Origin of the sequence: Nocardioides sp. JS614 (assembly GCF_000015265.1) — a bacterium.
In the GTDB taxonomy this organism is placed as follows: Bacteria; Actinomycetota; Actinomycetes; order Propionibacteriales; family Nocardioidaceae; genus Nocardioides.
This window is the reverse complement of the sequence record NC_008699.1, coordinates 3,598,577-3,612,438: the sequence shown is the minus strand read 5'-3', so window position 1 is coordinate 3,612,438 and position 13,862 is coordinate 3,598,577. Positions and strand designations below refer to the sequence as shown.

The following is a 13,862-nucleotide window of genomic DNA, read 5'->3' as shown; positions in this document are numbered from 1 at the left end:
ACGGTCGTCGGCATCGGCCCCGGCGACCCGGAGCTCATGACGCTCAAGGCCGCTCGGATCATCGGCGCGGCTGACGTCGTTGCGTACCACGCTGGGGTGAAGACGAAGTCCCACGCGCGTCGCATTGCCGGCGGCATCATTCCAGCCGAGGTGATCGAGGAGGAGTTGCGCTATCCGGTCACCACCGGCACCACCGACCATCCCGGTGGGTATGTCGGGGCGATGACCGACTTCTACGAGTCCTGCGCGGTACGGCTGTCGGCTCACCTCGACGCGGGGCGCGACGTGGTCCTGCTCTCGGAGGGCGATCCCCTCTTCTACGGCTCGTCGATGTATCTCCACGACCGGTTCAAGGAGATCTACCCGATTGAGGTGGTGCCGGGCGTGCCCGCCTTCGCGGCGGCGACGGCGGCGATCGCTGGCAGCTCGGGCCCGTTGGTTCGACAGACAGATGTCCTGACCGTCCTGCCCGGAACCTTGCCCGAGCCGGAGCTCGCGAGGCGGCTGGCGGACACAGAGGCCGCCGTCATCATGAAGCTCGGCCGGAACTTTCCAGCCGTGCGCTCCGCGCTGGCGCAGGCGGGGCGGCTCGAGGGCGCCTGGTACGTCGAGCGGGCGTCGCAGTCCGAGGAGCGGTGGCTGCCTGTAGCCGAGGTCGATCCGGACTCGGTGCCCTACTTCTCCCTGATCGTCGTCCCGGGTGACACGGCCGACCGGCAGACCGCTCAGCGGCTGCGCGCTCGCGAGGCGGAGCCCAGCGCATCGGTCGCGGCACCCGACGGGCGGACCGCTGAACTCCTGGTCGTCGGCCTCGGCCCCGACCACTGGCTCACGCCAGAAGCGTCGGCGGCTCTGGGCGAGGTCAATCACGTGGTCGGCTACGCCCCGTGCGTGGCTCGCGTCGCGCAGCGTGCCGGAATCACCCGCCACGCGTCAGGCAACACCGTCGAGGTCGACCGGGCTCGGGTCGCGCTCGACCTGGCCGGATCGGGGGAGCGGGTCGCGGTCGTCTCTGGCGGCGACGCCGGTGTGTTCGGGATGGCAGCGGCCGTCTTCGAGGCGGCTGAGGATCCGACGTACGCCGGCGTCCAGATTCGGGTGCTGCCGGGGGTCAGCGCCGTGCAGGCGGTGGCCGCCCGTGCCGGTGCGCCCATTGGGGCAGACTTCGCCGTTGTCTCGCTCTCCGACAGGCTCGAGCCGTGGGAGGTCGTGGAACGGCGCCTCCGCGCCATCGCCGACGCCGACCTCGTGCTGGCGATCGACAACCCGGCCCCCCGCTCCCGGACCGAGCAGATTGCCACCGCCCACCGTGTCCTGCTGGAGCATCGCAAGCCCGAGACCGTGGTCATCGTCGGGCGCGACGTCGGGCGCGACGAGGAGTCGCTGACCGTCACGACGCTGGCCGACCTGGACCCGGAGACGATCGACATGAAGTGCCTGCTGATCGTGGGTGCCGAGAGGACACGGGTGAGCCGCGCCGGCGTGTGGACGCCGAGGTACGTGCGGTGAGTGCTGCCGTCCACTTCGTCGGCGCCGGACCCGGCGCGGCCGACCTGCTGACCGTGCGCGCGACTCGCCTGCTGGCGCAGGCGGACCTGGTGCTCTATCCCGGCACCTACCTCGATCCCGAGGTCCTGGCCCACGTCGGCCCGGGCGCAGAGCTCGTCGACACCCAAGACCTCGACCTCGACACGATGGTCGCCCAAATGGTCCGTGCAGCCGGCGCGGGCCAGGCGGTGGTGCGGCTGACGTCCGGCGATCCGTCGCTCTATTCCGCGCTGCACGAGCAGACCTGCCGGCTCGATGCTGCTGGTGTTGCCTGGTCGGTGACGCCCGGGGTGCCGGCCTACGCCGCCGCTGCTGCGCTGGTCGGCAGCGAGCTGACGGTGCCGCTGGTGGCCCAGTCGGTGGTGCTGACCCGCGCCCAGGCTCGCTCTACCGTGATGCCGGAGTCCGAGTCGCTGGCGGCGTTCGCCACGACTCGCTCGACGCTCGTGCTGCATCTGGCGATCACGCGGGTGCGGCCGCTCATGGCCGAGCTCGAACCGGAGTACGGCGGCGACTGCCCGGTGGCCGTCGTCTACCGCGCCAGCCAGCCCGCAGAACAGGTGCTGCGCGGCACGGTGGCAACCATCTCGGAGGTGGTGGAGGCGGCAGGGCTGCGCCAGGCGGCCGTGATCCTGGTCGGCTGGGCACTGGCCGGCGAGGGCGGCGAGTCCTATCTCTACGACGCGGCCCGCGACCGGACCTCGAAGCGACGCGACGATCGGGGGCTGTGATGGAGTTCTACGACGTCATCAACCGTCGTCGTGACACTCGCCGAGAGTTCACAGGTGAGCCGTTGGCCGCCGAGGTGCTGGAGCGGCTGTTGTCGGCGGCTCACTGTGCCCCGAGTGTCGGGATGAGCCAACCGTGGGATTTCGTCCTGGTCCGCTCGCCGGACACGCTCAGCGCGTTCGCCGACCACGTCGCGCACGAGCGGGACACGTTCGCGGCGACGCTCAGCGGCGAGCGCGCCGAGACGTTCTCGCGGATCAAGGTCGAAGGGATCCGCGACTCGCGGCTCGGGATCGTGGTCGGCTACGACCCGACTCGCGGCGGGCCGAGGGTGCTCGGTCGGCATGCCATCGCCGACGCCGGGCTCTACTCGGTGGTCTGCGCCATCCAGAACCTCTGGCTCGCCGCGACCGCCGAGGGCCTCGGGGTGGGGTGGGTCAGTTTCTACCGCGAGGAGTTCTTGCGCGATCTCGTCGGCATGCCGGAGCACGTACGGCCGGTAGCCTGGCTCTGCGTCGGCACCGTCTCGGAGCTACCGGACGTTCCTGACCTGGAGCGCTACGGCTGGCGGCACCGCTCGCCGTTGGCGAGTGCCCTGCATGAGGAGAGGTACGGCGTCAGCGCGTCAATGCCCACTGTGTGGCGGTACGTGCCGGAGTCCACCCGGTGAAGGCGCCGACTGGTGCGCTGGTCTCGACCGAGACTCGGGTCAGCTCGCCGCCGTGCTCCCGGTACAGCTGCCCGAGCAGCATCTCGGTCTCGAGCGTCACACCGGGCACCATCAGCCGGCCGCCGGCCGGAGCGCCGCCAGGCAGGCGTCGATCACCCCGTCGCGGGTGGCGCCGCCGCCGACGAAGATGGCGTGGTCCTCGGCATCGCCCTGCTTGCGGGTCCCTTCCGAGAGAGCTTGCACGGCTGCTACGGTCGTGGCATTCCACACGGGAGCCCGAGGCATCGGGCTGAGATGGGGCTGGAGCCGCTCCGACCGTCGAACCTGATCCGGGTAATGCCGGCGAAGGAAGTGAGGAGCGACGTGTTACCCCGCATTCATTGCATCACCGACTTCTCGTCGTACGGCGACAGGGCGATCACCCTGCTGGAGGCCGTCGTCCGTGAGGGCGTCGACGCCGTCCAGGTGCGTGCGAAGTCGGTGTCCGACCGAGAGGTGGTTGCGTTCACCCGCGCCCTCGTGGACCGCCTTGCGGGGACCTCGGCGGCGGTGATCGTGAACGACCGCGTCGACATCGCGCTCATTGCGGGAGCGCAAGGCGTCCATCTCGGCCGTGATGACCTCGCGGTCGCCGAGGCCAGACGCCTGGCACCGCAAGGCTTCCTCGTCGGCGGCACCTGCCGGAACGCCGACCAGGCCCGTGAGGCGAGGGCCCAGGGCGCCGACTACATAGGCGTTGGACCGGTCTACGCCACGACCACGAAGAGTGGTCTCCCGGACCCGATCGGGTTGGACGCGCTGCGTGATGCGGCGCGAGTCCTGCCGGCGATCGCGATCTCTGGCATCAACGCCGAGCGCGCGCCCGAGGTGATGGCGGCCGGGGCCTACGGGATCGCGGTGGCCTCGGCCATCTGCCGATCACCTCAGCCCGGACTGGCCGCGAGGGAACTCGTCGGCGCCGTCGCGCTCGCATGAGGGTGGCGGTGATCGGGGCCGGCATCGTCGGTCTGGCCTGCGCGGAGGAACTGGTCCGCGCGAAGCACGACGTGCGGGTGTTCGACCCCGACCCGGCTGGTGGCGCGACCCGGGCGGCGGCCGGGATGCTCGCACCGGCCGGTGAGGCCTGGCACGGCGAGACGGACCTGCTGCGGCTCGGCGTGGCCTCTGCGCGACTGTGGCCGGCGTACGCGGCTCGACTGCGGGCCGTCTCCGGCGTGGACGTCGACCTGCGCACCGAGGGCACGTTGCTGATCGGCCAGGACCATGACGACCTTCAGCAGGTGCGGCGCACGCTCGAGGTGCTCTCGACCGAGGGGATCGCCTTCCGGGAGCTCGACCGGCGCGAGGCACGGTCGGACGAGCCCACCTTGTCTCGGGTCGCAGGCGCGGTGCTCGTCCCCGAGGACCACAACGTCAACCCGCGGCTGGTCGCTGAGGCCCTGCTACGCCTGCTGGGTGAACGGGTGGTCCGGGCCCGGGCGTCGGCGATCGACGGTGGAGTCCGCTTCGCGGACGGGATCGAGTTCCCGTGCGACGCGGTGGTCATCGCGACCGGTGCCGAGGCCCGGAGCCTGGTGCCGCAGGTCCGGCCGGTCCGCGGGGAGACGATCCGGCTGCGGGTGATCGACCGGCCGTCCCGGGTGCTGCGCGCGCGGGTGCACGGCGAGGCGGTGTACGTCGTGCCGCGGGCGGGCGGCGAGGTCGTCGTGGGTGCCACTGAGGAGGAGCATGCCTCGGAACCGGTGGCGACGCTCGGCGCGGTGGTGCGACTGCTGCACGCCGCGCGCACCCTGGTGCCCGGGCTGGAGAGCTCCGACGTCGTCGAGATCACCGCCCGGCATCGCCCCGGCACCCCCGACAACGGACCACTGCTCGGGGTCACCGACGGGCCAGGAGCGGTCCGGCAGGTGCTGGCCGTCGGGCACTACCGCGGCGGCGTGCTGCTCGCGCCGCTGACCGCCCAGGTGATCCGGGCTCACGTCGAGAACGGCGACGTCCCCGCTGTCGCGCGTCCGTTCGCGCCGAGCCGCTTCGGCCCGCACCGGACCGATTCCCCCACCGACCACTGGAAGGACCCCATCTCATGAGGATCAAGCTCAACGGCCAGCCGCACGTCGTGGAGGAGGGCGCGACCCTGCAGGACCTGCTTCCGTCGGCCCGCGGATGCGCGGCAGCGCTCAACGGGGCCATCGTGCCCGCAGCATCGTGGGAGTCGACCCGGTTGTCGGAGAAGGATGCGGTCGAGGTCGTCACCGCGCACCAGGGCGGGTGAGCCGGATGCGGATCGCGGGCATCGACCTCCCGAGCCGGCTGTGGATCGGCACCGGCGGGCTGACGAACATCAGCGCGGTCTCCGAGGTCGTCGACGCCGCCGCCCCGGGCCTGGTCACGGTGTCGATCCGTCGCACCTCCGACACCAGCAGCGGCGGGCTGCTGGACACCCTCCGCGTGAAGGGCGTGCGGATCCTGCCCAACACGGCCGGATGCCACAGCGCTCGCGAGGCGATCCTGACCGCGCAGCTGGCGCGCGAGGCCCTCCAGACCGACTGGGTCAAGCTCGAGGTCATCGGCGACGAGACCAGCCTGATGCCCGACGCCGTCGAGCTGCTCGACGCGGCCGAGACGCTGGTGCAGCAGGGATTCACGGTGTTGCCCTATACGACCGCCGACCCGGTCCTCGCGCGACGCTTGGCCGACGTCGGGTGCGCGGCCGTCATGCCGCTCGGCTCGCCCATCGGCACCGGTCGCGGCATCGACGACCCGCGCGCCGTCGAGGCCGTGTGCGCCGCCGTCACGGTTCCCGTGGTGCTGGACGCCGGGATCGGCACCGCGAGCGACGCTGCGTTGGCGATGGAGCTGGGGTGCGATGCCGTGCTGGTGGCGACGGCGATCACGCGCGCGGACCGCCCGGCCCAGATGGCGGCGGCGTTGCGGGCCGCGGTCGAGGCCGGTGAGTTGGCACGCGGGGCCGGTCGCATCCCCCGGCTCACCACCGCTCGCGCGTCGAGCCCGATGGCCGGACGGGTGGGGACGTGACGGGGGTCGACCTGCCGCGGCTGCTGGTCCTCACCGACCGTCACCAGCTCCCTGCCGGGCGCGACCTCGTCGGCGCGCTCGCCGACTGCGTCGCGGCCGGTCTCGAGGCCGTTCTGCTCCGGGAGCTCGACCTGCCCGGGCAGGAGCGGCAAGCGCTCGCCCGCGCGCTCGGCGCCACCGGCGTCACCGTGATCCTCGCGCGCACCTGGCTCCCCGGCGCCGCGGCGGTGCACCTCGCCGCCGCCCAGAGCCCGCACGACGCCGGTGCCGCGCCCTTCCACGGCCGCTCGTGCCACGACGACCACGAGATACGCCGCGCGGTCGCCGGCGGCGCGTCGTACCTGACGATCTCGCCAGTCGCGGCCTCCGCCTCCAAGCCGGGCTACGGCCCCATCCTCGGGGAGGACGGCGTACGCCGCGCGGTTGCGCTCGCCGGCGAGGTGCCGGTCTTCGCCCTCGGCGGGGTCAAGGTCCAGAACGCCGCCGCGATGCGGGCAGCCGGCGCCCACGGGGTCGCCGTCATGGGTGCCGTCATGCGCGCCCCCGACCCGGCCGACGTCGTCGAGCGCGTGCTGGGGGAGGCCCGATGAGAAGCCCCCTGGTCGCCCTCACCGTGGCGGGCACCGACTCCGGCGGTGCCGCCGGAGTCGCCGCCGACCTGGCGACGTTCGCGGCACTGGGCGCGCACGGGACGTGCGCCGTCACCGCCGTCACCGCGCAGGACACCACCGGCGTGCACGCCGTGGTCCACCTCTCCGCCGACCACGTGCGGGCCCAGGTCGACGCGGTCCTCGACGACCTGCCGGTCGCGGTCGCCAAGGCTGGCATGCTCGGCTCCGCCGAGATCGCCGGGGTAGTCGCGGACCTGCCGCCGGGCCTGCCGCTCGTGGTCGACCCCGTCCTGCGCACCACGAGCGGTTCGGTGCTCGCCGACGACGCCCTCGTCGCCGCCTACCGCGACCACATCCTCCCGCGCTGCACCGTCGTCACCCCCAACCTCGCCGAGGCACGCCGGCTCGCCGGTGCCGGCTCGGAGGAGCCGCTCGAGCACGTGGCGCGGGCCCTCCAGGCGCTCGGCCCCGCGGTCGTGCTCACCGGCGGCGACCCCGAGTCCGACTGGTGCCGCGACTTCGTCGTCGATGACCGGGGCCGCGCGCACGTGCTCGAGCACCCCGGCGTACCGACCACCAACGACCACGGCACCGGCTGCACGTTCTCCGCCGCCCTCGCCGTCCACCTCGCCCGGGGAGAGGCGCTCCCCGCCGCGACCCGGTCAGCCCAAGCCTTCGTCGCGGCCGCACTGCGCCGCAGCGCCGGCTGGCGCCTGGGCCGCGGTCGCGGCCCCGTCGCCCACACCTTTGCCCATCCCACGACGAACCCATCCCCACAGGAGGCGTGATGCAGATCCACCCGAGCCACAGCACCGTCCACCGCACCGGATCGCGCGCCGACATCCGCGTGCCCTTCACCCGGGTCGCGCTCACCAACGGCGAGACGTTCGACCGGTACGCCACTGCGGGACCCGGCAGCGACCCCGAGGTCGGGCTGCCGCCCCTGCGCGCTGACTGGATCGCCCAGCGCGGCGACACCGAGGAGTACGCCGGCCGGGAGACCCAGCTGCTCGACAACGGCAGGGCCGCCATCCGACGGGGCGAGGCACGCGACCAGTGGCGAGGGACCAGAAGCCGGCCGCGGCGCGGTACCAGCACCGTCACCCAGATGCACTACGCCCGGCAGGGCGTGGTGACCCCGGAGATGGAGTACGTCGCGATCCGCGAGGGCTGCAACGTCGACCTGGTCCGCTCCGAGGTCGCCGCCGGGCGCGCGATCATCCCCGCCAACCTCAACCACCCCGAGGCCGAGCCGATGATCATCGGGCGCCGGTTCCTGGTCAAGGTGAACGCCAACATCGGCAATTCCGCGGTCACCAGCTCGATCGCCGAGGAGGTCGACAAGCTCACCTGGGCGGTCACCTGGGGTGCCGACACCGTCATGGACCTGTCCACCGGCGACGACATCCACACCACCCGGGAATGGATCATCCGCAACTCACCGGTCCCGATCGGGACCGTCCCGATCTACCAGGCCCTGGAGAAGGTCGACGGCGACGCCAGCCGGCTGACCTGGGAGATCTTCCGAGACACCGTCATCGAGCAGTGCGAACAGGGCGTGGACTACATGACCATCCATGCCGGGGTGCTGCTGCGCTACGTGCCACTGACCGCGCAGCGCATCACCGGGATCGTCTCCCGCGGCGGGTCGATCATGGCCGGCTGGTGCCTGGCGCACCACCAGGAGAACTTCCTCTACACGCACTTCGACGAGCTGTGCGAGATCTTCGCACGCTACGACGTGTCCTTCTCGCTCGGCGACGGCCTGCGCCCCGGTTGCACAGCCGATGCGAACGACGAGGCGCAGCTCTCCGAGCTGCGTACCCTGGCCGAGCTCACCCAGCGTGCCTGGGAGCACGACGTCCAGGTGATGGTGGAAGGACCTGGGCACGTGCCGCTCAACCTGGTCGAGGAGAACGTCGTCCTGCAGCAGGACTGGTGCCACGGCGCCCCGTTCTACACCCTCGGCCCGCTGGCCACCGACATCGCACCCGGCTACGACCACATCACCTCCGCGATCGGCGCGGCGGCCATCGCCATGCACGGCACCGCCATGCTCTGCTACGTCACCCCCAAGGAGCACCTCGGACTGCCGAACCGCGACGACGTCAAGACCGGCGTGATCACCTACAAGCTCTCCGCGCACGCCGCCGACGTCGCCAAGGGCCACCCCGGAGCCCGCGACTGGGACGACGCCTTGTCCAAGGCCCGCTTCGAGTTCCGCTGGCACGACCAGTTCGCCCTCTCCCTCGACCCGCACACCGCCGAGTCCTTCCACGACGAGACGCTCCCGGCCGAGGCCAGCAAGACGGCGCACTTCTGCTCCATGTGCGGCCCGAAGTTCTGCTCGATGCGCATCAGCCAGGACGTACGCGACTACGTCACCTCAGGCATGGCCGAGAAGTCGGCGCAGTTCCTGGAGCTGGGCTCCTCGGTCTACGTCGAGGGTGATACCTACACCGCGGCACCGTGACCTGACAGCGGCCGATACCCCTCATCGCCGGCCAGACCTCGGCAGCCATTCCTCGTGGTCTCCGAACCCGGGACGCGGGAGGGGCTGTCCGGATGGCCCGCGAACGCAACGGCGGCGATCGCGGCTACCCGATTGCGTCCTGCACCCGTTCAGCTTGCCGGTGCGCAACGGCTGCCGCTCGGTCTTCTGCGCCCCCCGAAGTCCAGTCGGGCGCGGACCGCAGCAGCCCGACCAGCGGGGACCGAATCCTCTTCCTGGTGCTGCTGCTGATCGTCGGTCTCCTCGTCATCGCCTGGGGCGTCGGCCAGGAGGGCGCCCGGTCGTCCGACGCCCCAACCCCGGCGGTGGTCGAGCCTTCCGATCCGTTGGTCGAGCAGGACGGCGCCCCGGCGCCGACCGATGTCGAGACCCCCGCACCGACGCAGGGCGACGACCCCGAAGGTCAGGACCCGGAGCCGGACCCGGACCCGCCCACGGCCCTCCCCGACGGCGGCACGCGCATCTTCGGCGGCAACCACGTCCTGGTCGCCTACTACGGCACCGGCCAGACCGCGTCGATGGGTGTGCTGGGCGAGAGCGACCCGGACACGATGCACCGGCGGCTGCGTCGGGTCGCCCGGCCGTTCGCCGGCCCCGAACGACCGGTACGCCACGTCTACGAGCTGATCGTGACCGTCGCCGACGGCCACCCCGGGCCCGACGGCGACCACAGCCATGACATCCCGCGCTCGGTCGTCGAGACCTACCTGCGCGCCGCGCACCGCAACCAGGCGCTGCTCCTGCTCGACCTGCAGCCCGGGCGCTCCGGGTTCCTCGAGGTGGCGAAGCGCTGGGCGTGGGCGCTGCGCGACCCGTGGGTCGGCCTGGCACTGGACCCCGAGTGGCGGATGGGCCCGCACCAGGTGCCGGCCCGCACCGTCGGTCGGGTCCGGGCCGCCGAGGTCAACCGCACCTCGGCCTGGCTGGCCCGGCTTCGCGATGGTCCAGCATGTCGACGGCTTCGGGACCCGGCGCCAGAAGCGCGCGACGTACCACCACGTCGCCCGGCCGCGGCGGTTCACCATGGGCTTCAAGCTCTTCTACGACGAGGACGTCCACCGGATGGGTCCGCGCGAGGTCTTCGCGCTGCGGCCCCGGGTGCGGTTCGTCAGCTTCCAGTGATGGTGAACGAGGCCCGATGGGTCTCGCCGGGCTCGAGCACGACCAGGTCGACGCCGGTGCGGAACGCGTCCGGCGGGCAGGTGGTCGGCTCGACGGCCAGCGAGCGGCGCGGCGGGTCGTGGGTGTCGGAGGTGAACACGTGCACCCAGTCGAAGCCGTCGTCGAGGGTGAGCGTCACGGCGTGTCCGTCCGGGTCGGCGATCGTGACGACCCGGTCGGTCAGACCGCCGAACGGGTGGTCGATCACGGCGTCGCCGACGAGCCGGCCGTCGCGGAAGTCGTAGGCCGTGCCGGCCACCGGCCGCGCCGGGCCGGCGAGGCCGCGCTCGTCCATCGGGCACCACGTGGTCGCCGGGATCCGCAGGGTGAGCTCGTCGACCGGCCGGTCGAAGGTGAAGTACGGGTGGTGCCCGGTGCCGTACGGCGCGACCGTGCCGCCGGCGTTGGTGGCCGCGAGGGTGACCCGCAGCCCGGCGTCGGTGAGGTCGTAGTCGACCGCCAGGTCGAGCGGGAAGGGGTACCCGGTCCGCGGGACCAGGGCGAGCCGCAGCGCGGCGTGGTTGTCGTCGTGGTTGGCGAGCGTCCACTCCGCCCAGCCCGCGAAGCCGTGCAGGGCGTTGCCGCGCTCGGGCTCGGTCAGCGGCAGCTGTAGGCGCCGGCCGGCGAACTCGTACGCGCCGTCGCCGACCCGGTTCGGCCAGGGCATCAGCACCCAGCCGCGGTAGTCTGGGCACATCTCGCCGGCGGGATAGCCGGCCACCAGCGGACGCCCGTCGTACGAGAGCGACCGGAGACCGGCGCCGACGGTGACGACCTCGGCCCGGTACGGACCATGGGAGAGGACCAGGTTCTGGCCGGCCGGATCACGCACGTGCCAACCCTATGGGCACGTTCCCACTCAGAGCACCGAGCCTCGGACTAACCTCGGCGTCGTGCCACTCGTCGCGGGGGTCGACACCTCCACCCAGTCCTGCAAGGTCGTCGTCTGCGACGCGGAGAGCGGGGAGCTCGTCCGCAGCGGCGCGGCCCCCCACCCCGACGGCACCGAGGTGCACCCGGACGCCTGGTGGGTCGCCTTCGAGCGGGCGAGTGCGGCCGCCGGCGGGCTCGACGAGGTCGAGGCGATCGCCGTCGGCGGGCAGCAGCACGGCATGGTCTGCCTCGACGAGCAGGGCGCGGTGGTGCGCCCGGCACTGCTCTGGAACGACACCCGCTCCGCGCAGGCGGCGCTGGACCTGATCGAGGAGCTCGGCGGACCCGGCGCCTGGGTCGACGCCGTCGGCCTGGTGCCGGTCGCGTCGTTCACCGTCACCAAGCTGCGCTGGCTGGCCCGCCACGAGCCGGACAACGCCGCCCGCACGGCGGCCGTCTGCCTGCCGCACGACTGGCTGACCTGGAAGCTGGCCGGCGCGCCCTCGCTGGACGCGCTGGTGACGGACCGTGGCGATGCCAGCGGCACCGGCTACTGGTCGCCGTCGACGGGGCAGTACCGCCGCGATCTCCTCGAGCTCGGCCTGGGCCGCGACGTGGTCCTCCCGCGGGTGCTCGGCCCGGCCGAGGTCGCCGGCCGGACGCCGGCCGGCCAGCTGCTCGGCCCCGGCACCGGCGACAACGCGGCGAGCGCGCTCGGCCTGGGAGCCGTCGCGGGCGACGTCATCGTCTCGATCGGCACCTCCGGGGTGGCCTGCGCGGTCGCGGAGCAGCCCGTCGGCGACGTCTCCGGCGCCGTCGCCGGGTTCGCCGACGCCACCGGCCGGTTCCTGCCGCTGGTCGCGACCATGAACGCCGCGCGGGTGCTCGCGGCCGCCGAGCGGATCCTCCGCGTGGACCACAGCGAGTTCTCCGAGCTCGCGCTCTCCGCACCGGCCGGTGCCGGCGGCATGGTGCTGGTGCCCTACCTCGAGGGCGAGCGCACCCCGAACCGCCCCGACGCCACCGGGGCCCTGCACGGCATGCGGCTGGAGACCACCGACCCGGCGCATCTTGCCCGCGCCGCGGTCGAGGGCATGCTCTGCGGCCTGGCCGACGCGGTGGACGCCGTCCGGGCGCTCGGCACCCCGGTCGAACGGATCATCCTGGTCGGCGGGGCCGCCCGCTCGCGCGCCGTGCGCGAGATCGCCTCGGCCGTGCTCGGGCTCCCGGTGACCGTCCCGCAGCCGGGGGAGTACGTCGCCCGCGGTGCCGCCCGCCAAGCCGCCTGGGTGCTCTCGGGGGCCGCCGAGCCACCCGCGTGGCCGCTCGCTGACGTGGTCGCCACCGAGGTCGAGCCGACCCCACAGGTGCGGGCCCGGTATGCCGAGGTCCGCGACCTGACAGCGACCCGGCCGTGACCGAGCCCCCCGAGCGGCTCGACGCCGCGGACCCGCTCGCGTCGTACCGCGCCCGCTTCGTCGGCGCCGCCGAGCCGCTCGTCTACTTCGACGGCAACTCGCTGGGCCGGCCGCTGGCGGCGACCGGCCCGCGGCTCGCGGCGTTCGTGGAGCAGGAGTGGGGTGGCCGACTGATCCGCGGGTGGGACGAGCGGTGGTTCGAGCTGCCGCAGATGATCGGGGACGACCTCGGCCGGGTGGTCCTCGGCGCGGCCCCGGGCCAGACCGTCGTCGGCGACTCGACGACGGTGCTGCTCTACAAGCTGATGCGCGCGGCCGTCGCCGACCGGCCGGGGCGCACCGAGATCGTCATCGACCGCGACAACTTCCCGACCGACCGGTACGTCGCCGCGGGGGTCGCGCAGGAGTGCGGGCTGACGCTGCGGTGGATCGACGTGGACCCGGCCGCGGGCGTCACCGTCGACCTGCTCGCCGAGGCCGTCGGACCGCAGACCGCGCTGGTCGTGCTCTCGCACGTCGCGTACCGCTCGGCCTGGCTCGCCGACCTGCCGGCGCTGACCCGGATCGCCCAGGACGCGGGGGCACTGGTGCTGTGGGACCTGTGCCACTCGGTGGCGTCGGTGCCGTTGGCGCTGGACGCCGCCGGCGTGGACCTGGCGGTCGGCTGCACCTACAAGTACCTCAACGGCGGCCCCGGCTCCCCGGCGTTCGCCTACGTCGCGCAGCGGCACCTCGGCGAGCTGACCCAGCCGATCCAGGGCTGGATGGGCGCCGCGGACCCGTTCCTCATGGGGCCGTCGTACGCCCCGGCCGCCGGGGTGCGCCGGTTCCTCTCCGGCACCCCGCCGATCGTCGGGATGCTGGCCCTCCAGGACATGCTCGGCCTGATCGCGGAGGTCGGCATGGACGCGGTGCGCGCCAAGTCGGTGGCGCTCACGTCGTACGCCGTCGACGTCGCCGACGAGCTGCTCGCCCCGCTCGGCGTGGTGCTGGGCTCGCCGCGCGACCCCGCGCAGCGCGGCAGCCACGTGACGCTCAACCACCCGCGGATGCGCGAGGTCACCGCCGCGCTGTGGGAGCGCGACGTGATCCCCGACTACCGCGACCCGCACGGGCTGCGGATCGGGCTGTCGCCGCTGTCCACGTCGTTCGCCGAGGTGCGGGCCGGCCTCGAGGCGGTGCGCGAGGTCCTCGAGGCCTGAGCCCAGGACTTCTCAGGCAAAGCCGGAACCTCTCGGCCGAAGTTTCGGCCCAACAGTTCCGGTTTCCCCGGTTCACCGGGGAAACCGCCGCCGCGAGCCGGC

Annotated in this window: 15 protein-coding genes and 1 riboswitch; of the genes, 13 read left to right on the top strand and 2 right to left on the bottom strand. The window is 73.0% G+C overall.

All coding sequences use genetic code 11. The features are described 5' to 3' along the window. The first annotated feature begins 36 nt into the window (after positions 1-36). The 3 genes from cobJ to bluB are packed head-to-tail and all read left to right on the top strand — an operon-like array spanning position 37 to position 2,947. Positions 37-1,509: a precorrin-3B C(17)-methyltransferase gene (gene cobJ, locus NOCA_RS18745; protein ID WP_049774609.1), complete on the top strand. Its 1,473-nt coding sequence runs from the start codon at positions 37-39 to the stop codon at positions 1,507-1,509. After that, positions 1,506-2,279: a cobalt-precorrin-4/precorrin-4 C(11)-methyltransferase gene (locus tag NOCA_RS18740; RefSeq protein WP_011756842.1), complete on the top strand. Its 774-nt coding sequence runs from the start codon at positions 1,506-1,508 to the stop codon at positions 2,277-2,279. The genes cobJ and NOCA_RS18740 overlap by 4 nt, the downstream gene beginning before the upstream one ends. Then, the gene (bluB, locus tag NOCA_RS18735; protein WP_011756841.1) at positions 2,279-2,947 is read left to right on the top strand and encodes a 5,6-dimethylbenzimidazole synthase; all 669 of its coding nucleotides are present in this window, start codon (positions 2,279-2,281) and stop codon (positions 2,945-2,947) included. The genes NOCA_RS18740 and bluB overlap by 1 nt, the downstream gene beginning before the upstream one ends. Before the next feature lie 111 nt (positions 2,948-3,058). On the opposite strand, the gene NOCA_RS28490 is transcribed toward bluB, so the two are convergent. Then, the gene (locus tag NOCA_RS28490) at positions 3,059-3,190 is read right to left on the bottom strand and encodes a hypothetical protein (protein ID WP_274378261.1); all 132 of its coding nucleotides are present in this window, start codon (positions 3,188-3,190) and stop codon (positions 3,059-3,061) included. A 15-nt stretch (positions 3,191-3,205) separates the two neighbouring features. Further along, a riboswitch (TPP riboswitch) is annotated at positions 3,206-3,315 on the top strand. Here NOCA_RS28490 and thiE point away from each other — a divergent pair. The 8 genes from thiE to NOCA_RS18690 all read left to right on the top strand — a co-directional run bounded on the left by thiE (position 3,284) and on the right by NOCA_RS18690 (position 10,228). After that, a complete protein-coding gene (thiE, locus tag NOCA_RS18730) occupies positions 3,284-3,922 on the top strand; it encodes a thiamine phosphate synthase (protein WP_041547899.1) in 639 nt (212 codons plus the stop codon). (Overlaps the previous riboswitch by 32 nt.) After that, on the top strand, positions 3,919-5,034 hold the full coding sequence (gene thiO / locus NOCA_RS18725) for a glycine oxidase ThiO (protein ID WP_011756839.1): 1,116 nt from the start codon (positions 3,919-3,921) through the stop codon (positions 5,032-5,034). The genes thiE and thiO overlap by 4 nt, the downstream gene beginning before the upstream one ends. After that, on the top strand, positions 5,031-5,219 hold the full coding sequence (gene thiS / locus NOCA_RS18720; protein ID WP_011756838.1) for a sulfur carrier protein ThiS: 189 nt from the start codon (positions 5,031-5,033) through the stop codon (positions 5,217-5,219). Before thiO ends, thiS begins: the two co-directional genes overlap by 4 nt. Positions 5,220-5,224: 5 nt before the next feature. After that, a complete protein-coding gene (locus tag NOCA_RS18715) occupies positions 5,225-5,983 on the top strand; it encodes a thiazole synthase (protein WP_011756837.1) in 759 nt (252 codons plus the stop codon). After that, entirely contained in the window at positions 5,980-6,573 is a 594-nt protein-coding gene (locus tag NOCA_RS18710) for a thiamine phosphate synthase (RefSeq protein ID WP_011756836.1), read from the top strand. The genes NOCA_RS18715 and NOCA_RS18710 overlap by 4 nt, the downstream gene beginning before the upstream one ends. Next, on the top strand, positions 6,570-7,382 hold the full coding sequence (gene thiD / locus NOCA_RS18705) for a bifunctional hydroxymethylpyrimidine kinase/phosphomethylpyrimidine kinase (protein ID WP_011756835.1): 813 nt from the start codon (positions 6,570-6,572) through the stop codon (positions 7,380-7,382). Before NOCA_RS18710 ends, thiD begins: the two co-directional genes overlap by 4 nt. After that, positions 7,382-9,067, top strand: coding sequence for a phosphomethylpyrimidine synthase ThiC (gene thiC, locus NOCA_RS18700; protein WP_011756834.1), 1,686 nt, complete (start codon positions 7,382-7,384; stop codon positions 9,065-9,067). The genes thiD and thiC overlap by 1 nt, the downstream gene beginning before the upstream one ends. Positions 9,068-10,045: 978 nt before the next feature. After that, positions 10,046-10,228 (top strand): hypothetical protein, encoded by a 183-nt coding sequence (locus NOCA_RS18690; RefSeq protein ID WP_041546672.1) that lies wholly within the window; start codon positions 10,046-10,048, stop codon positions 10,226-10,228. Here NOCA_RS18690 and NOCA_RS18685 read toward each other — a convergent pair. Further along, the gene (locus NOCA_RS18685; RefSeq protein WP_011756833.1) at positions 10,215-11,099 is read right to left on the bottom strand and encodes an aldose 1-epimerase family protein; all 885 of its coding nucleotides are present in this window, start codon (positions 11,097-11,099) and stop codon (positions 10,215-10,217) included. The genes NOCA_RS18690 and NOCA_RS18685 overlap by 14 nt on opposite strands. Before the next feature lie 61 nt (positions 11,100-11,160). Here NOCA_RS18685 and xylB point away from each other — a divergent pair, with 61 nt between their 5' ends. After that, complete coding sequence (gene xylB, locus NOCA_RS18680) at positions 11,161-12,558, top strand: xylulokinase (RefSeq protein WP_011756832.1); 1,398 nt, start codon at positions 11,161-11,163, stop codon at positions 12,556-12,558. Continuing rightward, positions 12,555-13,760 carry a kynureninase gene (locus tag NOCA_RS18675; RefSeq protein WP_011756831.1) on the top strand — a complete coding sequence of 402 codons (1,206 nt, stop codon included), beginning with the start codon at positions 12,555-12,557 and terminating at the stop codon, positions 13,758-13,760. The genes xylB and NOCA_RS18675 overlap by 4 nt, the downstream gene beginning before the upstream one ends. Positions 13,761-13,862: the final 102 nt, after the last annotated feature.